Here is a 24,071-nt window from a genome sequence, read left to right as displayed (position 1 = left end):
ATAGTTAGCTAAGGTAATGTATTTTTAAATCTTTCGTTATGAAGGGTTGAAAAATTTTGGTTCAATTTCCCACCATTTTTGGGCGAAAGGTTGTCGGCTAGTATTAGTACCGCAGTGAATTTCTCCTCCTCCTCGAAAATAAGGGTCCCAATCATCAATAAAGTGACAAACTAAACCCAAAGGTTCTAAAACCGCTCGAACGTCAGCTTCAAATTGACATTGATTGTTGATGTGTGGTCCAAAGGGTTTAGGAATAGCCAGATGTTGTTGAAGCACAATCATATTAACCATGTTAGGGAAAAAGGTTTCTGCTCGTCCATCACCATCGTCTTGAAACAAAGCAGGTATATCGATAATATCGTCTTCAGCTAAACCTAATTCTTGTTTTAAAACCTCTCGATTCCAATTAATATGTTCTTGATAGCTTTGGTTTTGCCGAGCTAATTCTTCGTTATTAAGCACTTCAGCTACACTAATATCAGCAGGTTTTTTGTAAAGCTGTTTGCCTTGCCGTAGTAACGCTTGAGAATGTCCTTCGTTTTGTAGGCGGTGGAGAATGGTATAACACTTATCAGGGCTAGCAAGAAGCATTTTAAACCCTAGAGAATTAGGCGCAGGAACAAACGTCATAAATTCATCGATATGCCCTACACTCAGCCAATCAGAAAAGATTTCAAAGGGGGCTTGAATTTTTTGAGCAAAAAAGAAGTCTCGCAAAACTTTTAACTTGCGGCGTGGGTTTTGGATAATATCTGGGCGCGTTCCACCAAATATCAGACGCCCAAAAGGATAATCAATTCCTTTTACTGTAACTGGCGGCGAAACTTCTAAATTTCCAAAAGAGTCTAATTTTGTCGCTGGATGATGACTTTTACGAATTACGTAGCCAAAGTCACTTCCTAGTAATTTGCGTTTAGCAAAGCGATCGAGTCCGCGATCGCGTGGTGAATCAAGGACGACATGAAGATATTTTCCTGGCGCTTGAGTGTAACCAATTTCAATTTCATCGCGCATCCAAGGATCGTCTTTGTGAAACTCAAAAGGAACCGGATCGAGTTGCGCGTTAGCTTTGCCAACAACTTTTCTCAGTTCCTCGATAAATTCTTCGTTATCGCCCTTCGATAAACGAGAAACAAATACAGTGATAGGAGCTAAAGTATTAGGAGTCATCATCCAAGGAGCAACGCGAAAAACTACGCGATCGCTGTAGATATTTTCTCTATCTTTCGTCAGGTTTAAAGTAATCTCAACTAAACCATCAAAATCAGCATCGGGATAACTTAATCCCCTGATAGCTAAAAGAATATCTCGGTCAGTTTCTCTGATTTTTGCTGTTGTTTTCTTTGCGCCAATTAATTCATAACCCGCCGCATCGAGTTCATCATAAATACAAATTCGTTGGGCAATATTTGGGTCAACTGATAAATTAACTTCGTATCCAATAGGTAAAGGTTTTAAACCAACACGGCGAACAATGATAAAGCTCAATCCGTTTATATTCGATATTTGAAGAGGTTTATCGTCATATGGACTACTACTAGAATTTACAACATCGCGGTCGGTCTTAACGCATAAAATTGCACCGTGTCCATTAATTCCCCATTTCCACTCTCCTTTATGAGGGTTATTTTCTTCAATAATTCCATCGCGATCTGCATCCGCGTCGAGACAAATTCGCAGACAAGTAAGCTTTAGTTGAATTTGGTATTGATGACCAGTCTCGTCTTGAAAGATTATTGTTATGGAACGGTCGTTGAGGCGATCGCTAAAGGTTCTTGCCAGCAAGATAATTGTTGGAAGTTGCTTAAGAGGAACTGCTATTTGTGGCTCGATGAGTTGATTTGTATGCGAATAAATTTCAAGTTCTCCTTGCACTTTGAAGCTAATAATTGCCTCTTCTGACGGTGCTAGGTGTGCTAAAGAAATTTGCGTTGGCTGACCAACAACTAAAACATCTTCATATTCTCTACTTTCTTTTTGAGAACGTGAATAAACTTCAGGAGATGTTTCAATCTGTATTTCTCTCATAGCCGCTAATAGAGATTTATGAACACTCAATGTCTCATTTCACTGTACCAAGGTCTTGGATCTTGGCGTCAAAATGTCGTTTAATTGAATGAAATTGAGAAGCACTGCGCGCGTGGCTGAATTTGTAGGCGCTGTACAAATCGACGTTAACTTGGTTCTGCTCTATCTTTTCAATTTCTGCAAGCGGTTTATCATGAATCCTTAGTGACTTCACGCATTGCAAAAGCTTTTTCACTTCTGCCATGAATGAAACTGCCCTTAATCGGTTTTGGGAATTATTGGGATGGGTACTAGCGCTCAAGTTTGAAGCCTTTGAGCAAATCAACACCCTGCCTGATGGCTCGACGGTAGCGTTCGTCGTTGTTCTAGCCGCTAGTTTATCTCAAGTCGTTGCTCAGAGCGTTATTCTCTTTGTTAATCGGGTTACACCCATTCGCTTTGTATTTACGCTGCTGATCGGAGCAGTTTTGTTTGCGTTTGGCTACTTGTTTCTCGTTTTGAGTACTTGGGTAATTAGTTTTGCTCCATTTACCGTTGAAGCGCCGTTTGAGGTTGTAGCACGCACTTTAGGCTTTAGTTATGCACCGCTTGTCTTTAGCGTATTTGGGGCGATGCCTTATCTAGGGGAACCGATTCTATTAGTGTTGTCGCTGTGGCAGTTGTTGGCAATGGTTGTAGGCTTTGCCGCTGCGACTAATACGACTGTATGGCAAGCATTTGGTACTGTTGCATTAGGATGGTTGACGCTATGGGTAATACAACGCACGATTGGACAGCCGATCGCGCAGTTCGGTTATTGGATTGCTTGCCAAGTGGCGGGTGTAGAACTCGTGACCAAGCGCGAAAGGTTTCCAGCTATGTTGCAAAAGCGATTGCGAAGTTTTGCAACTAATTTAACAGTCATCAACAAATTCGACACAAACGCTGTCACTTCTCCCCAAGTAGATGCGGAAATGAGTGCTGTAAAGAAGCGATCGCAATACTCCACATCATCGAACTCTCGCACTCATGCAACCGTTGCTGCTCAAGCTGATGCTATTGACCGCGATCGCCGTTTTCAGGTCAGTAAAATTGTTCGACAACTACCCAGTATTCTCGCGCTGGCTGGCGTTACTTTTGCGGCGGTCGTTCTTCTCTCACCGATTCGTTATTGGTGGTTTGCCTGGTATGGCAACTTGGGCGGTATCTTGAGACTAGCTTTCGATTTAGCATGGATCGGCATTATTGCCTTTGTCGCTGCTGCGATTTTAGCTCCCTTAGAAGCACTTGGCTGGTGGGCAGGTTGGTATGGCGATCGCGTTAACACAATTCCTGCTGCAACCGAAAAGCCGCCGTCTATTCCACAAGACATCTCGCGCTATGTCGTTTATCTCGATGGAATTGGTCAATCTACATTCGACTATCTACCAGATATCCAAGAGTTTCTCGACACTTTAGCACCTGTTCTACCAGAGGACGTGTTGCTGATTAAAGGCATTATGCCCTACTCAGTGCGCAACAACCCACTTACAGGCAATCGTCCCCTCGCCTTCTTTTGGCGCTTAGCTGAATCCTTCAGACTCAAAAACCCTGCCAGCTTGTTTGGTTATTTAGTCAATATTCGCAATGTTTTGGTCGTCGCGGTATCTGCTGACAAACGCTACGGACCCATCTACAATCTGGGAATTGCCAAAGTCATTTATCAAGCGCTTATCCGACATGGCTATCAACCCGATAGCGGTGTCCCCATTACGTTGATTGGTTTTAGTGGTGGCGGACAAATGGCAGCAGGATCAGCCCCATTTTTACGACAGGCGTTAACCGCCCCAATTGAGGTCATTTCGCTCGGCGGAGTGATTAGCGGCAATATTAACATCTTAAAACTAGAGCATCTCTATCATTTGGTAGGTGACAAAGATTTTGTTGAGCGGATGAGTCTGATGTTTCCCAAGCGTTGGGCAATCTTCTTCTTGTCTTACTGGAATCGTGCCAAACGTATGGGAAAAGTGAATCGAATTTCCCTAGGTCCAGTCGGACATCAACTCCCAGGAGGATTAATGGACCCCGAACAGTTTCTCCCCGACGGTCGCAGTTACTTGCAACAAACGATTGATTGGGTTGTAGAAATTTTACTAGGTACTGCTGCAATAGAAGACCGATCGACTCCTCGTCAAGTTAGTAATTACGAACGATATCGACAAGCCGCTTTCAATCATCCTCAGTTTTATCCACTGCATCAATCAGTGTCTCAAGAATACTACCGACCCATTGCACCTTGGATGGGAAGATTGATTTTGCCTGCGAAAAACCAACGCCAAGCAATCAAAGGAGTCTTGTTTGAAGTGCATCATGCACCCACCGAGTTTCAGCAGCTTGTTGGACAAGTCATAATTTTACGCTGGAGCGACGAGCCACAGGTGCGATCGCATGTCAAAACAGTTACGAAAGACGTGCATTTCAGCGCTCAAGCTGAGTACAGCAGTCAACAAGGTAACATCCATCCAACGCGAATTAATCACTGGCGACTTGTCGATCCTTTAGAATCGCTAGCAGGTTCGCATCCTGTTGATGATGTCATCGTGATGTTGCAAGAACCCGTCGCCGTGCAGTCTATCCCTAATATAGGTCATGCAAATATCGCTGCATACGCCTTGTGTATTTCTCACGAACCTGTTCAAATTACAGGACGCTACTACGGCTTGGTGAAATTTCTACAAGTAGAATCTGATAGTGATTTGTTTCGCGTAGTTCATTTCAATTCCTCTTCCAGGCAATTTGATGGAGCCGCAGAAACGGTGAAAATGCCTTCTGTAGTTGCCAATCGCAATAATACTTATCCCTCCACAAGTAGACAAATTGAAAAATCTCCTCTCAACGCAACTGGATGGTACATCTATGGTGCGCCGGACGAGTCAGGGATATTTGTCGTCCAAGCATTAGCCCCTCGCGTTCTCTTTCAGGTCAAACCAGAGCGCAGAATTGAAAGCAAAGCAGTCAAAAAATATCTCAAAAAGGAGGTTTGGGGCAATCTGACCGCGCAAAAAGGTAGAATTAGCACGGCATTACTCGGTAGCGAGACTAACAATGCAACTTGGCACGAAGGTAAGCGGGCGCTACTCGTTCACGTTTATGGCGGAATTGGTGGTAAGAAAACTGAACCAGCGGCGAAAGGTCCTGTTTACTTCGGTCATTTTGCTTATGGAATTGCCACAGTAGTGCGCGAACCGTTAGCCGATGAATTGCGATTTGAAATTATTTATCACCAAATCTATACGCATAATACAGATGGATTGATTGCAGGTAGCTTGCATTGGTCGCGTTATATGGGCGATCGCTCGTTTGGTTGGATGGGCTTGCGTCCTGTTTGCGACACAATTGTCGAACTTGATGGGTTTACGGGTGATTATGAAACTCAAGATGGTGTGAAGCGATCGCCTTTGGATCGAGTAATTTATCAGCTAGAAATTATGGCGGCTCGCTATCGCATTGGTGATGGAACCGGAGGTACTTTTGTCGGACCTGCTAATAATTGCACCCAAGACGCCAATCAAGCTTTGTATGCAGCGCTTAGGCAAATCGCTAAAGCCCTTCGTTCGCATCCAGATGTAGAAGCTTGGATACAACAAAATCCCGAACAATTGTACAGATTAGAACAGTTAGAAAGGTTGGGTCTTGATTTGAAACGCGTACTTTTACCTTGGGGAACCGCACGCGCCGACTGGAAAAATCAAGCTGAGGTGTTAGGTAGTACCCTAGAAGATAATCCAATGCAAAACTTAATCCGCAGTTTAATTAGTTGGCGCACTATCTTACCTCGCCTAACCAGCGATGAAGTTACCGAAGCATTTATCAGACAAGGTGGTTCAGCATGGGTGTTGCGAACTAATCAGCTTGGTGGAGTAGATCCTGATATCGAGCCTGTTGCTCCGATAACGTTATGATTAGATCTCTAATGCAACACATAAGCGATCTTGACTAGTCATCCAACCAGCTAAACAGTCGCATTGACGTTTGCCAAGACAACAAAAATATCCAACGGACGAATCGAATTTATCGAAGTATAAGCTGCTACTCCTTGAGGTAGCGCTAAAGCTTTTGCTGCTACGGTAGCGAGCGTCACTTCAGAGGCTAAAAAAGCTAACAGTAGACCAACCAAACTAACAATCAATCCAGTGTTTAATACTCGAAGTACTTCCTCTTTTAATACCCAAAAATACACCAGGCACTATAACTAGGTTTTTTGTTGCTTGAATAGTAGTATTACGGCTGAATATAGCTAATAATAAAGCCAAACTAGAAATACTACCTAGAGCTAATTGTAACCAGAAGCTAACCTTCCTAACTCCGCGAGTAGCTGAAAATCGTTGTTTAGTCGGTGCAGGTAAGTAAGCATTTAAGTTAATTTTGCTAACAGCTAATACAATACATCCTACATAAGTATCAAACATTAGCCCGATTTAAATTCACCCTTAGAAGGATGTAGAAAAGATATGTTTTTACTGAAGTAGTAATTAATTTAAACAAACTCGCCACAAGCGATATGGCTCTTGATAGACTCAGCGTGCCGATCGCTATTAGGCTTACGGTCAGTTCAGTCGCAGTGTCAGTCCAAGTTGAGAAACACTACGAAGGCAAACAGGTACACTTAATTGGTAAAGAAACGAGGATTTATCAAACTTGGACGATCGCTGGCTTGCCCAAAACATGTTGAGTTAGTGAGTTTTGAGGAGGAAATTAAGTGAGAGTTTTAGTTGAATTGTTGTAGGGACGAGAAGTTCCCGAACTTGATGCTGTCAACATGGTAAGTTAAAGGTGAACTGTCTAATTGAGATTGGTAAGGCAAAAGACTCTAATACTTAAGCTCTGCGCGAAAATCTAAAGATGTTTTCACCCAAACGCTAGCAACGATGAGTAAAAATCTACTGGCTGAAGGGACTTAGATTAAACAGAAGGAGATTTGAATGAGAACTACAGATCCTGAAGTGAGAGATAGAGAACGCACTGGTGGCTCAGGTATCGGTATCATAGTTGGGATCTTATTAGTCATTATCGGGCTAGCTGCTATTGCTCGACCTGTTTATGCAACCATTGCTGCGACAATAGCCTTCGGCTGGATTTTTATTTTTGCTGGAATTGCTCAGTTTATCTACGCTTTTGGGTCGCGAGGAGCAGGTCAATTTGTCTGGAAACTACTACTGAGTATCTTGTATTTTGTAGCTGGGCTTGTTGTTTTAACTAACATCCTTCCGGGAGCGATCGCCCTAACCCTTATACTCGGAATTACCATCTTTATTCAAGGTGCATTACAAGTTTTTATTGCCTTTAATTTGCGTCCTGCTCGCAATTGGGGTTGGGTATTATTCAGCGGCATTCTAGGGATTATCTTGGGTATCCTTATTTGGTCTGAATGGCCTTTCAATGCAGATTGGTTACTCGGACTTTTTGTTGGAATTACCCTTTTATTCAATGGTATCTGGATGATTATCTTATCATCATTACCGCGCGCTACTTAGTCTTGATATTATCTCCGGTTAATTAATCTTTCTTTGTGGTTAGTTACGAGTTATCCTTCACCCTTTAGCCTTTTTATCATCATTGGTACACAAAAAAGTTCGAAGTGGTATCCCAAGATCGGATGTACAACATTCACGTGCTTGACAATTGCATGCGCAGTGCTTAAATTGCAACCAGACCATAATGCTTGTCAGCGGAAATTGCCAGCTGCCACAAATTGCGAACTTGAACTAAAGCATTGCACTGTATGCTAAGCGGTATCGCAGCGATCGCATTCGCACGAACTCAGTAGCTCGATTCTTTGTAGCAGACAACCTCGAAGAACTTACAGGATCGAATGTTCCTCACGATCTGATGTGGAGTCGTCCTGCTACTTATACTGAACTCGTAAAAGTCGTCGCTAAAAGTCGATGAAGCGCAGTCTGCGGCAATTTAATCAAAAGTTGCAACAAATCACAATCATCCGATCTCCTCTACTTCCTCTTATATAAACTTTAAAGTGAAACAATATAACTTCTGCGGGGTTGGCTCCTTTCCTGCAGTGCGGTCAAATTTGTCTTTTAGCATTCTTGAGTTGACAATTACAGACAGGTTTACAAATTGTGCAAGAACTTCTGACAAGTTCATAAAAAAGGACAGGCGATGAACCTGTCCAAAAGATTTCAAAAAAGCCACGTTTAGAAATTCATTTCCGCTGCTTGTACTTTCTCGACTTGCTTCTTCTTGAGTACTAGCAGGACTTGACACAACATGATTGCAGCTAAAAATGCCATCAACCATCGAATTCTAGTAGCACTTTGGAGTACAATTTCACCGTCGTCTTGACCAAATCCACCAACGTTCGGATTATCGGTTAAAGCATCACCAGCAGCAACTGTTTGTCCTTCTGAGACAAGCAGTTTTGGTCCTAGGGGAATTGTCTCAACCACTGTTTCACCTGCATCGGTGTTGATGGTGACTTGATACTGAGTTGTACCATTTTCATCTGTAGTTTGGTCAATTTTGGCGATCGTACCGGCAGCAGAGGCATTATAAACCGAATTATTGCTTTTCTCACCTGTAGGGTAAATCTGACCTCGTCCGCGATTACCACCTACATGAACTGCATATTTACCAAAGTGGATATTTTTGTCTGTTCTCGGATCGGGAGAAAGGACAGGGAAAACGATTTCTTGATACTGTTCGCCTGGTAAAGGTCCAACAAGTACGATGTTTTCTTTATCTTCACTATATGGCTGGAAGTAAAGATCGCCGACTTTTTCTTTCATCTCCTCTGAAAGTCGTTCAGGAGGGGCAATCTTAAAGCCTTCCGGCAACATTAATACAGCACCTACATTTAATCCACCTAAGGAACCATCGCTGAGGACCTGCTGTACGTTAGTATCATAAGGAATTTTTACAACTGCTTCAAATACTGTGTCGGGAAGTACCGATTGCGGAATCTCGACTTCGGTAGGTTTGGCAGCGAGGTGACAGTTGGCACAGACAATTCTTCCTGTAGGTTCGCGCGGAGTTTCCGGATAGGTTTGTTGTGCCCAAAAAGGATAAGCCGCCGCCGCCTGGGGTAGCGCCAGGTCGCTTGCGAGAAAGAAACTAATAGTAGCGATCGCTATGATCAGCGTATTGACAATCGCTTTTGTTGATAACAAAGCTTTTTTCATCAGTAACCAAACACTTATTTATGACGAAGGTCAAATGTAAGGGCAAAAGACTAGAGGTTCGACGAGACTAGTGGCTAGTAGTTAGTGGTTAGTCACGCATCTTTTTTGATCCTCTTTGTTTCAAGTCCACCAAGGCGCTTCTCCTGTACGGAAATCAGTTTCTGTCCAAGGAGTGATGGAAATTTTATCGTCTTCTGGGCTCACGTGTACGAGGGCTAACGATAAAGGTGCAGGACCTCTGACAACTTTCCCGGTTTCATCGTACTGCGAGCCATGACACGGACACTTGAACTTGTTCTCAGCGGCGTTCCACGGAACAACACAGCCGAGGTGGGTACATACCGCGTTCAATCCATAATCGCCAATCGCTTCTTTGCTTTCGACGACAACGTAAGTCGGATCGCCTTTGAGTCCTTGCACGAGGACGCGATCGCCTGGATTGTGCGTTTCTAAAAAGTTACTGACGCTAATATCGTTACCCAGCGCGTCTTTGGCTTTGACACCGCCACCAGCACCACCACTACTTGGCGGAATAAAGAATTTTACTACCGGATACAATGCTCCTAGAGCGGTTCCGGTAATCGTACCAAAGGTGAGTAAGTTCATGAATTGACGACGCCCCATATCGGGTACGTCCATTGATTTCGACATTTGAGCCATAATTTCTGCTCTTTGCTTGTATCTTTGTTAACAACGCTGAGATTTACTCTCAGAACCTTACTTATCCTTTATTGGAGTCGATCCACCACGACTCGCAACAACGTTCAAATCCCTCTTCTAAGAGTGTTTCCAACCTTTTTGAGGGGAACATTACATTTCTTTATATTGCTATCATACCTGAGTTACGCAGCTTTACTTTATAACGAAATGTAAAAGGCAATCAGCAACAAAATGACAGGAAAGGAGTTACGCCAGATATTGTTAAACAAGTGGGGGCGATCGTACGATGTTCAGCTACGCCGCGTCCAAGGCAAGGTTTTTCTGCAAATAATGTGGAAATATCAAGAACAAGCGTCTTTTCCACTCACCGAAGCCGAATATCAAGAGCATTTAGATGCGATCGCTAACTATCTTCACGCCTTGGGTGGAACGCAGCAAGTCCAACAATTCATCGCTCAAACCCGCGAACGTCCCCGACTCGGTAAAGCCGTAAGTATTCCCCTCGATTTAGACTTGGGCGAACGTGCTTCAGAGTGGTTGATATAGTAGGGTCAGGGGTGGGAGGTCAAGGGTCAGAGCGATTATATTACAGCTCTGGGAATAAGGTTACAAAATTCGGTTGCCTAGGGGAACGTCGCGATCGGGTTTGATGAGGACAACTTCTTCATTGTCAAGTACGACTCCTAAAACTAAGACTTCAGACATAAAATCTGCGACTTGGCGCGGGGGAAAGTTGGTAACGGCGAGAACTTGTCTACCTGTCAACTCTTCGTGGCGATACTTCGTAATTTGCGCACTCGATTTTTTAATTCCTAACGCGCCAAAATCGATCCATAGTTTATATGCTGGTCTTCTTGCTTTGGGAAAATCTTCAACTTTAACAACCTTACCGACGCGAATTTCTACTTTCTCAAAATCGCTGTACGTAATTTCTGTCATTTACCAATCAACTTAACCGCAGCAATTCCACCGAAGTAAAGTCCCAAAACAGCACCCGCCAAGAGACTTTGTGTTAAAGGATCAGTTGAAGGTGTCAAGACAGCACCTAAGACAACTCCACCCAGAATGACGTAGCGCCAACCTGCTAGCATTTGTTTAGAAGAAACAATCCCCAAAGCCCCAAGCAGTAGTTGAATGACGGGAATTTGAAACGCTAAGCCTGTGCTAAACAACAGTAGTAGTACAAACTCAAAGTAGCGGTCGATCGACCACAGCTGTTCGACGACATCAGCACCATAATTAATAAAAAACTTCAACGCAGCAGGAATCAGCACGAGATAAGCAAATACCAATCCAGCCGCAAATAATACCGTTGAACCTAAAACAACTGGTGCAACTAAGCGACGTTCGCGGCGTGTTAGCCCTGGTAATACAAACTGAATAATCTGATAAAGGATAAACGGGCTAGCCAATAGCAAACCACTATAGCCTGCGACTTTCAGCGAAACAAAAAAGTATTCTCCTGGCGCTAGCTGTAGAAACTTTACTCCTTGGGCAGGAACTTCAAGTAACTGAACAATTGGTTTAACCGCGATAAAACAGCCGATTACCCCCAACACCACGGCTATTAAGGAATAAAAAATTCGCTGTCGTAACTCTTCTAGGTGATCGAACAGCGACATTTCTACTTCACCAGGTAACTCATTTAAGTAGTCTTCCCAATCCTGATTGTCTTCAGTCTTGGTTACTTGTTCCAAGTCAGTCGTTGGATCGGGCATAGTTGCACTATCTAAATCCGAGGGCGGCGTCATGAGTCAGCTCTATTGCAAGATCTGCGATCTATTTTATCTGGTAGATAAGAGTTCACAGCCAAAACCCTGTAATATTATGCTCTCAATAAGTTTAACCTCTGACCCTTGCCCCTAAATTAAGGTGTTACTGTGGTGGCTGTGGTAAAGAGGACGTTTGACGTGTCGTGTACTTCGCTACCAACTGTGCAACTTCTGAATTGTATAGTCGTAAATAGTTCCAATAGTTACCAAAAACCTGTCGGACGTAGCCTCTTGTTTCTTCAAAAGGAATTGCTTCGACAAATTCATCAGGATCTCTGGTGTTGAGAGTTCTCAACCATCGGGAAACATTTCCTGGACCTGCATTGTAACTGGCGATCGCCAGCAGTGAATTATTGTCGTACAGTTCGTGCGTGTGATCTAAGTACCACGTACCCAAGCGCATATTATCTTGAGGGTTCTCTTTGTTATACTCTTTCAAGTCAATCTTTTGCGCGATCCATTCTCCTGTGCTCGGCATCACTTGCATTAGCCCTACCGCACCCGCAACCGAACGGATTTTTGGCTCAAAGCGCGACTCTTGGCGAATGAGTGCTGTTACCAAAAAAGGATTAAGCTGACGCTTTTGCGACCAAGTTGTAATTTCCTCAAAGAAGGGAAATGGATAACGCGCTTGCCAATACGCTAACTCTTGTCGCAGTAATTGATACTCAGCTCGATCTTGCGGAGATTCGCGATCTTCTAGCGTTGAAACTAAATTAATACCTTTTAAATGTTGCCCGATTGCCGTTCGCAGCAAACCGTCAGTAAACTGTTCGGCGACAGTCGGTTGACGATCGTTTTGGAATTCTGCACGCCACAGCGCCCAAGCGTCGCTATCTTGCCCTAATTGATAAAGTTCTTTGAGAGTCTCCGATCCTGCGGGTAAAACTGCACGTTGTGGAGGTATAATCTCAAAATTGAGTTGGCGGACAGTGTTAAAGTTGCCAACATCTAAACCTAGCATCGTTGCCGATCGCCAAGCATAATACGATTGCGGAAATTGACTTAAAACATATTCAAATGCCGCTTTTGCTTCTTGTTGTCTTTCTAGTTGTTGCGCCCATTTACCAACCCAAAAGCCAGCGCGAGGAGCCAAAATATTTTTCGGGTTACTTGTAGGAATCGGCTGCGCCCATTGCCATGCTCCTCGGTAATCTTGATTTGCAGCTCTCTGAAGTGCCATTCGCCAGCGGTACTCTACCGCAGCATCCGAATCACCGTACTTGTCTAATAGCAATTGTCGCGTTTGCGCAGCCGAGGTTCTATTTCCCAAGCTATCAAGAATCGCTGCTTTTTGCGCTAAGGCTTCGCCGGCACGTTGGGGAAATTGGTTGACAACTCGATCGAGGTATGATAATTTGTCATTATTATTTTGGGTAATTTGTGCCAAGTTTAACAATGCTGTACCGCTTTCAGGTGCAGAGGGGAACTCGCGGATAAGTTGCTGATACGCTGCGATCGCTTCGGTACGCTTGTTACTCAGTTGCAGGCTTCGACCAATACGGTAGACATTTAAAGGTGTGCGCGGTGCTTGTCGATAGGCTGTTGCCGCTTTTGAGTAAACTTGATTTTCCCAGTAGGCGATCGCAATTGCTTCCCAATCTTGGGGTTGTAATTGTCCTGAATAGTTACTCGCGAGTCGATCTAATACTGCCACAACGCCTGGTTGTTCATAACCATGTCTTGCTAGGAGTAGCATTAACTGTGGTTGATTTGGATTTTGTTGTAGTAACAAACGGGCGATTTCTAGCGTACGGGGATGCGAAGGAAATTGCGCGATCGCCTTTTGCCAATACTGCGGTGTCGTTCTTCCTAAAAAATACAATGCTTCAACTGCAACTGGATGCGTGGGATATCGTTGTAGCAATTCTTGATACGTTGCTTGCGCGTTCGCGGTATCGCCTAAAATCTCATACGCTTGGGCGCGTTTGGAAAGAATTGGTGCAGCAAGTACAGGGTAACTTTGGTCTAAACCATCGAGAAGTTGTAGCGCTTGTTCGGCTTGCTGAGTCTGGAGATAATCGTTGGCTAGTATATAACGGGCGCGATCGCGGTCTTGAGAAGGCGGTAACTGGGCGATCGCGCTAAGTTGTACCATTCGTGCTGTGGGCGATAGCGGTACTAAAGGCAGAACTGAAGATTTTGGACGATCGATTGCGTGTAGTGCGTTGTCTTGTGGCGACTGCAACCACTCGTTAGACTTTGCAGCTATCACTGCTACCCCAATCAGCACAGCGCATAATCCTACACCCGCAGCCAAGGGAACTCGATTTTTCCATCGTTCTAACATAATGGTTTCTGGAAGTCACGCCTGATTCCCAGAAACTTTAACATTACTCCTTGCTAAGTGACAGCTGCTTTTAAAGTTATTTTTAAGGTAAAAATCGATCTAAAGCGGCTTTCAACTCTGCCATTTCTACTTCGATGTTTCCTTCTTGAGCGGCTCTTGTAATACACTCACTAAGATGCGCATCCAAAATCATCCGCGCAACTCGATCTAACGCACCGCGTACCGCAGCAATTTGTACCAGTACCTCTGGACACGGACGGCTTTCTTGTACCATAGTTTTCACGCCGCGAATGTGTCCTTCAATGCGCGATAAGCGATTGACAATGCTTCTGAGTGATTCCTCGCTGTGAACGTGAGGATGCGCTGACGACTCTCCTATGCGATCGCCTCCGTTGCGAGTATCGTGGCTATGGGAATGTTCCTCCCTAGTGACAGGCAATTTATCTTCTGCTAATTGATGAGAACGATTCATAAGCGAGCGACGCACATGAGGATAGATATAGATCCTAGCTTATCGTTGAGCCGATGCTAAAAATACCTATCAGAAATTTTAGGTTTTGGGAAACTGATAGGTAATGGGTAATTGGCAGTAGAGTAGTCATAAATTATCTTAGGGATGGTTAAAAGTTATGGATATTCAGAGAATTTGATGTATGATTCTCATTAAATCACTGCATTAATTCAATTTCTCGATTTGCAGTATTTTGAGCTTTTTGCATAGCAATATCTAGTGGTTGTTCGCCTAATAGCGCACTAATAAATTGATTATTAAAATTATTCATAATTGTTGGTAAATTTTTACCAGCCTGCCATACAGTAGCATACTCTGCACCGGCAATAAATGGTGCATATAAAGGCTTTTGATCGTAGCCAAGCTTTTGCGTGACAGATTTACGCGTTGGTAACGCCATTCCCGTACTTGTCCACAAGGTCATTCCTTCTTTTCCGGTTAGATAAGAAATTAACTGCCATGCTTCTCGTTTATGCGGCGATTTCTTATTCATGACGTAAGCAACGGTATAAGCCATCGTACCTTTTTTTCCTGCAATTGTTGGCACTTCAGCTGTTGCGTATTCAAGTGCTGGAAAAGTATCGTCCAAATAAGGAATTAACCAAGGTCCTTCAATTACCATTGCAGCTTTACCTTGACCAAAGATTTCACCACCTGACGTTGTTCCAGCATCAGAAGGCTGAGCGGACGATCGATCTTGACGATATTGATCGACGATTAATTGCAAACCTTGCAAACTTTCTGGAGAAGCAAACGTAGCTTGTTCTAGTGTATTAATTAACTCACCACCAAAGGCTTTAATGACAAAGTACAGTCGCGCAAGTTCTGGATTAACTCCAAATCCGTAGCGGTCAATTCTACCATCATTGTTTTGGTCAACCGTAAGTTTTTTAGCATACTCTCTTAATTCTTCCCAAGTTTGAGGTGGCTGCGACAAACCAGCTTCAGCAAAAGCTTGTTTATTATAAAACAGCACCAGCGTGGAAAAGTCTTTAGGAAAGCCATAAGTTTTGCCATTTTGTTGAAAAGCAGCAAGCAGTGACGGTTGAAAATCCGCAATATCAAATTCCGGCGTAACGTAATCATCGAGTGGCTCTAATACACCTGGTTCAATCAGTCCAGGTGCTTCTAAAGCATCAAGATAAAAAACATCTGCTGCGGTATCGCCGATTAAACGAGTTTTCAAGACATCCATGTATTCATCTGCGATCGCATCATATTTAACCTTAATATTAGGATGCAATGCTTCAAACTCATTTAACACTTGTTGCAGTAATTGTTTTTCCTGTAAATTACTCCAGCCACTCAGCGTTACAGTCACAACATCACTATTGTCCTGCCTAATAAAACACCCAGAAAATAAAACAATTCCAAAAATAAAAAGAGCAATAAACGACCAAAACTTTTTAAACATGAAGCGAACTTAGCCTTGACAACCTTTTTATCCTTCTTTTTGCGTACTTTGTTCCTTAGTGGTTCTTTTTAAGAAGCTAGTATTTTTAATAAAATAACTATACTAAATTCTCCTACTTACAGAATAGATGATGCAACAAATCCAAAATTTGCTTCAACGAGTTTTTCAAGTAGCACTAATCTTAATTGCACTATTTGTTTTAGAGCTATCACTATCAGGATGTCAAATAGCAAACACCCAAACACCCAATGTTACTAAAATAACATTTTGGCATGGGGTCAATCCGCCATCCAATCGAGACGTCCTACAAAAATTAGTTGACCAGTTTAATCAAGAGCATCCAGACATTCAAGTAGAATCACTTTATGTTGGACAAGCCGAACAGCAACTACCCAAAATTTTGGCAGCAGTCGTCGGCAATGCACCACCTGACTTATTATGGTTCAACGCGACACTAACCGGTCAACTTGTAGAACTTGACGCAATTCGTCCCCTCGAAGACTGGTTAACAGCGTTACCTGTCAAAAAGCAACTCGATCCTGCTTTATTTGAATCGATGGAGTATCAAGGACACATTTGGTCAGTGCCATTCGGTACAAATAATTCAGGAGTATTTTATCGTCCGAGTTTATTTCAAGCGGCGGGAATTACAAAACTACCCGAAACCTGGGAGGAATTGCGCCAAGTCGCCCGTCAGTTAACGCGCGATACTGATGGTGACAACCGTATCGACCAACACGGGATGTTTTTACCTTTAGGTAAAGGCGAATTTGCAGTATTTCTGTGGCTACCGTTTATGTGGAGTGCAGGTGGCGAGTTAGTCGGGGATACGCAACAAGCCGTAGCTGTTGATTTAGCGAACAATTCTGGTGCGATCGCCGCCTTGCAGTTCTGGCAAAACCTGATCGCGGATGGTTCTGCTGTGTTATCGTTACCCGAACGCGGTTTTGAAATTGATAACTTTTTAGCGGGTAAAGTCGCAATGCAACTCACAGGACCGTGGACTTTGGGACAATTAAAGAGTACTGGCGTCGATTTTGGCGTGTTTCCGATTCCCGTTAACAAGCGCCGCGCTACCGGAATTGGCGGTGAAAATTTATTTGTATTTAAATCCACACCCCAACGCGAACAAGCTGCGCTGAAATTTGCCGAGTTTGTTTTGAGCGAACAATTTCAAACACAATGGGCGATTGGTACAGGTTACTTACCCGTCAACCTCAAAGCGCGAGAAAACGATCAATACAAAGCGTTTGCTAAAGAACTACCAGCAGTGCAAGTCTTTTTAGAGCAAGCACAATACGGGCGATCGCGTCCGATTTTTCCTGGATACAGCCGCGTTTCTGAAAATATTGGGCGGGCGCTAGAAGCTGTGTTACTAGGTAAAAGTTCACCCACTGAAGCCTTACAAGCTGCACAACGGCGATTAAACTTGATTTTTCAGTAATTGTGTTTGCAGTGTTTTGTTTACAGTCTAGCCGCGTACAACGCTGCGCCAATTAATCCAACTTGCGGATTGAGTACAATATGAACTGGTACGTCCTCTAGAATAGAACGCATTCGTCCTTTACTTGTAAAAGCACGAAGAAAACTCCCTTCTTGAAGAAGTGGTAAAATTTTAGGCGCAATGCCACCTGCAATATAAAGTCCATTGTACGGTAAAAGCTTCAAAGCAAGATTCCCTGCCTCCGCGCCATAAGCTTCGACAAACATTTGCATTGTTTGTTCGCAGAGACGATCGCTCCCTGCAAGTGCAGCTGTTGAAATCACCGCTGCTGGATCGACACTTTTTTCTGTTCCTGCTTGTTTTTCCCAGGTACTTACGATTTCGGCAATTTCAGGAGTCTCAGTAGCATACTCGCGATCGCGTAAAAATTGATAAATGGCAATAATCCCTTGACCTGAAACAACTCTTTCAACTGAAACTCTTTGAATATCGTGCTTATCAAGTAAATACTTCAGTAGCAAAAATTCTAACTCAGAACGCGGAGCAAAATCGGCGTGTCCGCCTTCTGAAGCAAAGACATCAAACTCTTTTTCCTTTTTAATCAAAAATCCTTGTCCTAAGCCAGTACCTGCGCCAATCACTGCAACTGGCGCGGAAGGTTGCGGTTTACCTGCTTGCAGAGTATGTAAATCTTCTTCCTTCAACCCCAAAACGCCATAGCTAACTGCGGCAAAATCATTAATTAACGAAATTGGCGCGATTTTTAGTTCTTGTTCTAAACGTTGCGAATCGAGAATCCATGCAAGATTTGTCAGTTTTACCGCATTGTTCACAACAGGACCTGCGATCGCAAAACACGCTTTTTCTGGCGTTGTATCTTTACCCGTCTTTTTGACTGCGGTGGCGAGAAACTGGCGGACAATTGGTACTAAATCTGGATAATTGCGGCTAATGTAACGTTCTTCATACAGCGTTTGCATCTCGCCGATTTCTGGCTGCTGCACCAAGCGCAAAATCGTTTTTGTTCCACCAATATCGCCTGCTAGTAGTAACGTCATGTTGCCTCTAAACTGCTCTTTTTAGAGCATATAGGCAGGCAAGATACCTGCGCTAGTGCACTGTAACTATAATTAGTTAAATCGAATAACTTCTTCAACCTCGCTCAAGTGAGACGTATCTCCTGTTAACTCTAGTAACCAGTCTGGTTCCTGACGCACTACTTTGACTAAGCAGCATAAAGATGCTTTTACTCGATCTTTAGCAGTTGCACCAACAAGCCCGACAGCACCACCCAGGACAGATGCACCATGTCCTACTAATAGAATATCTTCTGAGAAGAACTCATCGGCAAGGATTGTTGCCGTTTTACCTGCGCGGACTAGCATTTCGGCGTGCGTTTCAGGATATTGTGGAATAATGCGCGAAGTGTAACTCGGATCAATTCGCGGGTAAAGTTCAGTTAATGCTTCAATCGATAGTTTCTCTGGCATATCTGGAAACCAAGCAGGATTTAACCATTCACTCAAACCCGCCTCTAATTTAATTGGTAAATCTAAAGCTTCAGCGATTTGGTTTGCTGTTTGCACTGTGCGCAAAAATGGAGAAGCAAAGATATGCGCGATGTTTTCCGTTTTCAAACGTTGTCCTAATTGATAAGCTTGTACTACTCCATCATCCGAAAGCGGCGGATCGAAGCGTCTTTCGGCAGTATTAAACCATTCGGGGTTAACAAAATCAATGCGGTTTCCATGTCGCGCAATCCAGACGATTTGACTCATGCAACAAAATCTCTCATATGCTCCACTCGTTACTGTAGCGAAGACAAGCACGCTAGGAGTGTTCCTGCAGACAAAATTGGTAAAATACTGCCTGCAAAATGTTGCGGATCGGATATAGCAGAAGTCAGGGGTCTGGGTTAAAAGCAAGCTGTAGTAGTAATATACAACTGACTTTTACTTTGCTCTAAACATCCCTTGAATTGCTATTGCTATCGCATCTAGATTCTCAGATGTTGTACAAACTATCTGATATTTGAGACGATACTGCAGCTTCTGAGATACTGCTATCGGCGCTCCAAACTTGCATCGCTGTCAAAATTATCATTATTGCTTATTTGGCGATTTCTCCACTTCTTTGTTTTTTTCACTACGTAAAAAATATCTGTTAAAGTCGTCGCTGTTACGTATTCCTCTAACTATTGAGTTTCTATTGCTCCAAACAAAGTTTCAGCATCGCTCACAAATAGTTCTCTTTACGGACATATTTTTTACTTTTTTGAAGTGGCTAACGACTATACACTAACTAAATAATTACAATTTTTTAGTTACTCAAGAGAGATTGAAGTTTAAAAGTCGAGGAAAATTTTATCGTTTATAAACACGTAACAACTGATTTCCGCCTTTTTGAAACTCATAAGCAACTTGCTTAATTTCTGTTGTATAGCCTTGATTTTGGAGATGATTCATTACAGGCTCTACCCAAGGAGAAACATCATTTGAGAAGTTAACAAGTAAGGGGAAAATACGAACTTCTTTCGCGACTCGACACAGTTCTAGAACTGATTGAAGATGAAACTCTAGTGAAAATTGCTCAGAATAAGTAAACAGCAAATGCGCGCACAACGCTAAATCAAATTCCCCTAAATTAAACGGTAAACTTGGCAACTTAGCAGTAATATACCTTCCTGCAGCGACTCCTACAGGAAAGTCATCAAGAAACTGACGCATCGCCGCCATTCTAATTTCTCCTAGTTGTTCGGGCGATGCGATATCTCGCCACACCAAATGATCGCGAGTTTCTCGAACGCCCTGAAGAATCACAGGATAAGTCTTTTGAATACGTTGAGCAATTTCTGCACTGCTAAACTGATAAAGCGGGTCGCAAGAAACGACGCTGTAACCTCTTTTTGTCATTTCTGCATTAAAACTTGCAGGACCACCAGCACAATCAAGAATTCTTAACTTAAAATCATCAGAAGTCAAATCAAACATCTTGATATATTCTGGTAAAGATCGTCCCCAAGGAACAACATTCTCTAATTGAAAAGCCACAATTCCTTTATGTTTTGAGTCCCTTAAACTTATACTGAATTCGTCACCTGCGGCAAAACTTGATTTAGCTTACCGCTACGGTAGCCTTCTAAATCTAACGTGACATACACAAAGCCAAACTCCTGAAACGCCGCTACAAGCGTCTGCAAATCGGTTGTTAAGACAAATTCCTTAATCTTTTCTGGTGGTAACTCGATGCGTGCGGTATCGCCCTCAGAACGCACGCGGAGATTTTGTAAGCCTAATTTCCGCAGATACATCTCCGCCCTTCCAACGCGTTGCAACTTAGCTACAGTGATTTCTTCACCGTAAGGAAAACGCGAACTTAAACAAGGTTGTGCAGGTTTATCCCACCACGGTAAACCTAAGTGTTGTGAAATTTGGCGAACTTCAGCTTTCGTCACGCCAACTTCCGCTAGAGGCGATCGCACGCCGCGTTCTTTAGCAGCTTGAATTCCTGGGCGATAATCGCGCAAGTCATCTGCATTCACACCATCGACAATATAGGGATAACCCATTTGTTGTGCAATTGGTTTAAGCGTATCGTGTAATTCGCTTTTGCAGAAGTAGCAGCGATTCACAGGGTTAGCAGTATAGTTAGGATTATCCATTTCATGCGTTTGGATAGCCTGATGTGCAATTCCAATTTGGGCGGCTTGGATTTTGGCGTCTTCTAACTCTTCAGGTAACAGCGATGGCGATACTGCTGTAATTGCCAAAGCGCGATCGCCTAAAACATCAAAAGCAATCTTCGCAACTAAGGTACTATCCACTCCCCCAGAGTAGGCAATTAAAGCCTGTTCCATATCTCTAAATAACGCTTGTAGTTGTGCTAGTTTCTCCTGCATTTTTTGTTCATTAACTCTTAATATGTCCTTGGATCTATTGTAGAGAGTGTGGTTAGTGATTAGAAAAGATGAGTGGTTAGTGGCTAAACACAACAATTACCAATCACCCACACTAATCAGGTTGTTTCGCCGGAGACTATGAGGGGTAAGTGAAGCGTAAAACAACTACCGCGCCCTAGTTCTGACTCTACTGTAAGATCGCCGTTGTGGAGTTGTGCAAGTTTACGCGATAAGGCTAAGCCTAAGCCTGTACCTTCATACTTGCGATTTAATCCACTATCTAACTGTTGAAAAGGTTGAAATAATTTAGCTAAATCTTCTTGCGAAATTCCAATTCCTGTATCAATCACAGAAAATTGAATTTCTGTTGCTGTTTGTGTAATGTTTAAAGTCACTGAACCAGATTCGGTGAATTTAATTGCATTTGCTAAAAGATTGACTAAAATTTGTTTTAAACGACGCTTATCTGCAATACAATCAGTGACATTTGGTGCTATGTGTAGCTCAAGTTTTAATCCTTGCTCGCGAGCGCGCTCTTGAAATAGTGATATACAAGCATCTGCTATTTCTGCTACACTAACTCGTTCGAAGTGTAATTCTTCTTTTGCTGCTTCAATTTTAGTCATATCTAACAAGTCATTAATAAGTTCTAATAAATGCCTTCCTGAACTTGCAATCAATTCTAAATATTGAATTTGTTTAGCATTTAAAGAACCAAAAACTTGTTCGAGTAAAACACTAGAAAAGCCAAGAATTCCTGTTAAAGGGGTGCGCAGTTCATGACTGATATTACTTAAAAACTCAGTCTTAGCGCGGTTAGCGGCTTCTGAAAGTTGCTTTTCTTGCTCTAATTCTTGGGTGCGCTGTCGAACAGTTTCTTCTAAAGATTCATAACTACGGGCATTGTAAAGTGCGATCGCTGCTTGTTCGGCAATTCGCTGCAATAAGCTAATTTCTTCTGTAGTAAACGTGCGATATGTTGTCGTTGTCTGGATTGATAAACCACCAAACAATTGATCGCGCACAAAAATAGGTACAGTCAAGACAGAACAAGTTTTAGCGTCTTCGATTAGCCGTAACCGTGCTTGTGTCATTGGTTGTTGAGTATAGTCTGGGGCGTGGAAAAAGTGGTAACGAAAAAAGTCAGACTCAGGATCGAGCAAATCAGGCCACTCAGCAACGGGGGCTGTATAATTCAGGATAGAAACAACTTCTTCGCGCGATCGCCACTCGTTGAGCACTCGAATTTGTCTATTATTGAAAGCAAAAATTGCGACGCGGTCGACCGCAAAACATTCTCCTGTTAGTTGCACAATTTGACACAAAACAGCTTGCGGATCGAGACTCGAATTGAGAGTACGACTGATTTGATTGAGCGATCGCTCGTGCAGTGCTTGGCGTTCAATCTGCTCAAAAAGTCGAGCTTGTTGCATTGCGATCGCAACAGTACTGGCAACTTGTTCGGCTAATGTTCGCAATTGACTAGGAAAAGCGCCTAATGTGTCTTTGGCAAGATTCAGCGCACCCATTAAAGTTCTCTGAGCCATCAAAGGAATATTGATATACGCGCGCACCTGATTTCCCAATAAAAGTTCTGCAGCAGCAGGCATTTCTGTGAACGTGCGAGTTTCTTGAACCACATTTACCTCACCGCGCTGTAAAGGCTCAATATCTCCAAAAGTTGCAAGCGGTAAGCGGATGCCTAAACTTTGAGTTTCTTGCGCAGTATAAATCGCCAATAGTACGAACTCACTTTTTTCAAAGTCGAACATGACAAGACTAATCCGCGTACAAGGTATAATTTGAGCAACCTGTGTCACTGCTGCTACAGCAATTTCACTTAGCGATCGCGTAGCCAAAATTGCTTGGTCAAGCTCGTGTAAAATTTGCAGGTGTTGTGCAGAATAGTTGAGTTTTGTCTCTGCTTGTCTCCGTTGTGACGCAAAGCCACCTAACAAGATACCCGTCAGCGAAATTGCCATCATCCCAAATTGCAACGCAAAAACATTAGAACCACTTAGCCTCGCTTGCACAAAAATTGCCACTCCGATGTTGATAAACAGCACTGCAGCGGCGGCTCGTTCAAAACCATGGCGAATCGCAATCCAAATTAATGGCAAAAATACAAAATAGGTATAATCTAAACTTTCTCCGCGCTGCGCTCCATAAGCCGCCCAGATAGCAAGGCATAATGCTGCAATTTCTAAAAGTAACTCAAAACGCTGCTTGCGTTCTAAAGGAAAGATTGAGGGTTCAAACGCGGGTGCTTCTTGCTCTTTATACGCCCAAATCCAAGGTAGCTGGCGCAGCAAGATTAACAGAAATGGCGCGATCATTGCAATTCCAGTTGCAGCCCCTGCCCAGGAGTGTAAAGTGTAGATTAACCAACTGGATAAAGGAATAATTCCCCGCAAAATAATATTAAAAGTTTGTAACGCGCCGACGATCAAAGGCGTTATGAGCGTCATGACGCTAACAAACCACATGACATCGCGTAATGTGCGTAAGCGCGGATTAATTTTGATTTTTCGGAGTAATAGTGCAGCGGCTCCACCGTAACCCACAGTAGTGACAAAATTAAAAAAGAGCAGCGGAGTTAATCCTAAATCGTATCCAGTAATGAGATATTCGTGCAGTAGTGTATTTAAAAATAAGGCTGGTAGATAACGCAGCCCAAACACAAAAAGAAGCGTTACATCTAACCCAACAGGCGGATACCAAACAAAAATTTCCGGCGCTGTCGCAAACAGTAATGAAATTTCATCGAGCGCGAGCCAAATAATGAGGTATGCTTCGAGCAATCCTAGATAGCGTAACGGTTGAGGAATGCGTTGTTGCCATCGTAAGAGCGCTCTGGATATCCTCGACTGGGTATTGGCTGCTCTCATGACTATTACCTA

At 43.1% G+C, this 24,071-nt stretch carries 19 protein-coding genes and 1 pseudogene; 5 read left to right on the top strand and 15 right to left on the bottom strand.

Features of this window, described 5'->3' with window-relative positions:
* Positions 1 to 36: 36 nt before the first annotated feature.
* Together B1A85_RS14420 and B1A85_RS14415 are read right to left on the bottom strand one after the other, a co-directional pair.
* Positions 37 to 2,028 (bottom strand): protein-arginine deiminase family protein, encoded by a 1,992-nt coding sequence (locus B1A85_RS14420; RefSeq protein WP_104547613.1) that lies wholly within the window; start codon positions 2,026 to 2,028, stop codon positions 37 to 39.
* Between the two features lie 34 nt (positions 2,029 to 2,062).
* Entirely contained in the window at positions 2,063 to 2,272 is a 210-nt protein-coding gene (locus tag B1A85_RS14415; protein WP_104547612.1) for a hypothetical protein, read from the bottom strand.
* Here B1A85_RS14415 and B1A85_RS14410 point away from each other — a divergent pair.
* Positions 2,271 to 5,948, top strand: a complete 3,678-nt coding sequence (locus B1A85_RS14410; protein ID WP_104547611.1) for a CAAX protease — start codon at positions 2,271 to 2,273, stop codon at positions 5,946 to 5,948. The genes B1A85_RS14415 and B1A85_RS14410 overlap by 2 nt on opposite strands.
* 50 nt (positions 5,949 to 5,998) lie before the next feature.
* Here the strand turns inward: B1A85_RS14410 and B1A85_RS26150 are convergent.
* Positions 5,999 to 6,455 (bottom strand): annotated as a pseudogene (locus B1A85_RS26150) (DUF3611 family protein).
* A gap of 92 nt (positions 6,456 to 6,547) precedes the next feature.
* Here B1A85_RS26150 and B1A85_RS23945 point away from each other — a divergent pair.
* Positions 6,548 to 6,718 (top strand): glycoside hydrolase 100 family protein, encoded by a 171-nt coding sequence (locus B1A85_RS23945; RefSeq protein WP_168192407.1) that lies wholly within the window; start codon positions 6,548 to 6,550, stop codon positions 6,716 to 6,718.
* Positions 6,719 to 6,968: 250 nt separating this feature from the next.
* A complete protein-coding gene (locus tag B1A85_RS14400) occupies positions 6,969 to 7,520 on the top strand; it encodes an HdeD family acid-resistance protein (protein ID WP_104547610.1) in 552 nt (183 codons plus the stop codon).
* A gap of 678 nt (positions 7,521 to 8,198) precedes the next feature.
* On the opposite strand, the gene petA is transcribed toward B1A85_RS14400, so the two are convergent.
* Together petA and petC are read right to left on the bottom strand one after the other, a co-directional pair.
* Positions 8,199 to 9,182 carry a cytochrome f gene (gene petA, locus B1A85_RS14390; RefSeq protein ID WP_104547609.1) on the bottom strand — a complete coding sequence of 328 codons (984 nt, stop codon included), beginning with the start codon at positions 9,180 to 9,182 and terminating at the stop codon, positions 8,199 to 8,201.
* Between the two features lie 120 nt (positions 9,183 to 9,302).
* Positions 9,303 to 9,842 carry a cytochrome b6-f complex iron-sulfur subunit gene (gene petC, locus B1A85_RS14385; protein WP_104547608.1) on the bottom strand — a complete coding sequence of 180 codons (540 nt, stop codon included), beginning with the start codon at positions 9,840 to 9,842 and terminating at the stop codon, positions 9,303 to 9,305.
* 231 nt (positions 9,843 to 10,073) lie between these two features.
* Here petC and B1A85_RS14380 point away from each other — a divergent pair, with 231 nt between their 5' ends.
* Entirely contained in the window at positions 10,074 to 10,388 is a 315-nt protein-coding gene (locus B1A85_RS14380) for a DUF3067 family protein (RefSeq protein WP_104547607.1), read from the top strand.
* 60 nt (positions 10,389 to 10,448) lie between these two features.
* Here the strand turns inward: B1A85_RS14380 and B1A85_RS14375 are convergent, their stop codons facing one another.
* The 5 genes from B1A85_RS14375 to B1A85_RS14355 all read right to left on the bottom strand — a co-directional run bounded on the left by B1A85_RS14375 (position 10,449) and on the right by B1A85_RS14355 (position 15,829).
* Positions 10,449 to 10,781, bottom strand: coding sequence for a tRNA-binding protein (locus B1A85_RS14375; RefSeq protein WP_104547606.1), 333 nt, complete (start codon positions 10,779 to 10,781; stop codon positions 10,449 to 10,451).
* Positions 10,778 to 11,593 (bottom strand): twin-arginine translocase subunit TatC, encoded by an 816-nt coding sequence (gene tatC, locus B1A85_RS14370; RefSeq protein WP_104547605.1) that lies wholly within the window; start codon positions 11,591 to 11,593, stop codon positions 10,778 to 10,780. The genes B1A85_RS14375 and tatC overlap by 4 nt, the downstream gene beginning before the upstream one ends.
* A gap of 124 nt (positions 11,594 to 11,717) precedes the next feature.
* Positions 11,718 to 13,904 (bottom strand): transglycosylase SLT domain-containing protein, encoded by a 2,187-nt coding sequence (locus B1A85_RS14365; RefSeq protein ID WP_104547604.1) that lies wholly within the window; start codon positions 13,902 to 13,904, stop codon positions 11,718 to 11,720.
* A gap of 82 nt (positions 13,905 to 13,986) precedes the next feature.
* Positions 13,987 to 14,376 carry a metal-sensitive transcriptional regulator gene (locus B1A85_RS14360; RefSeq protein ID WP_104547603.1) on the bottom strand — a complete coding sequence of 130 codons (390 nt, stop codon included), beginning with the start codon at positions 14,374 to 14,376 and terminating at the stop codon, positions 13,987 to 13,989.
* Between the two features lie 196 nt (positions 14,377 to 14,572).
* On the bottom strand, positions 14,573 to 15,829 hold the full coding sequence (locus B1A85_RS14355) for an ABC transporter substrate-binding protein (RefSeq protein ID WP_104547602.1): 1,257 nt from the start codon (positions 15,827 to 15,829) through the stop codon (positions 14,573 to 14,575).
* 127 nt (positions 15,830 to 15,956) lie between these two features.
* Here B1A85_RS14355 and B1A85_RS14350 point away from each other — a divergent pair, with 127 nt between their 5' ends.
* Positions 15,957 to 17,273, top strand: coding sequence for an ABC transporter substrate-binding protein (locus B1A85_RS14350; RefSeq protein WP_104547601.1), 1,317 nt, complete (start codon positions 15,957 to 15,959; stop codon positions 17,271 to 17,273).
* Between the two features lie 20 nt (positions 17,274 to 17,293).
* On the opposite strand, the gene B1A85_RS14345 is transcribed toward B1A85_RS14350, so the two are convergent.
* The 5 genes from B1A85_RS14345 to B1A85_RS14325 all read right to left on the bottom strand — a co-directional run bounded on the left by B1A85_RS14345 (position 17,294) and on the right by B1A85_RS14325 (position 24,059).
* Positions 17,294 to 18,331, bottom strand: coding sequence for a glucokinase (locus tag B1A85_RS14345; RefSeq protein WP_104547600.1), 1,038 nt, complete (start codon positions 18,329 to 18,331; stop codon positions 17,294 to 17,296).
* A gap of 72 nt (positions 18,332 to 18,403) precedes the next feature.
* Positions 18,404 to 19,051 (bottom strand): histidine phosphatase family protein, encoded by a 648-nt coding sequence (locus tag B1A85_RS14340; protein WP_104547599.1) that lies wholly within the window; start codon positions 19,049 to 19,051, stop codon positions 18,404 to 18,406.
* A gap of 585 nt (positions 19,052 to 19,636) precedes the next feature.
* The gene (locus tag B1A85_RS14335) at positions 19,637 to 20,323 is read right to left on the bottom strand and encodes an SAM-dependent methyltransferase (RefSeq protein ID WP_104547598.1); all 687 of its coding nucleotides are present in this window, start codon (positions 20,321 to 20,323) and stop codon (positions 19,637 to 19,639) included.
* A gap of 29 nt (positions 20,324 to 20,352) precedes the next feature.
* The gene (gene larE / locus B1A85_RS14330) at positions 20,353 to 21,171 is read right to left on the bottom strand and encodes an ATP-dependent sacrificial sulfur transferase LarE (RefSeq protein WP_104547597.1); all 819 of its coding nucleotides are present in this window, start codon (positions 21,169 to 21,171) and stop codon (positions 20,353 to 20,355) included.
* A 116-nt stretch (positions 21,172 to 21,287) separates the two neighbouring features.
* On the bottom strand, positions 21,288 to 24,059 hold the full coding sequence (locus B1A85_RS14325) for an ATP-binding protein (RefSeq protein WP_104547596.1): 2,772 nt from the start codon (positions 24,057 to 24,059) through the stop codon (positions 21,288 to 21,290).
* Between the last annotated feature and the right edge of the window lie 12 nt (positions 24,060 to 24,071).

It is taken from the genome of Chroococcidiopsis sp. TS-821 (assembly GCF_002939305.1).
Classification (GTDB): Bacteria; Cyanobacteriota; Cyanobacteriia; order Cyanobacteriales; family Chroococcidiopsidaceae; genus Chroogloeocystis.
Note: the sequence above shows the minus strand (reverse complement) of the source record. Positions and strands in the feature narration are given on the sequence as shown.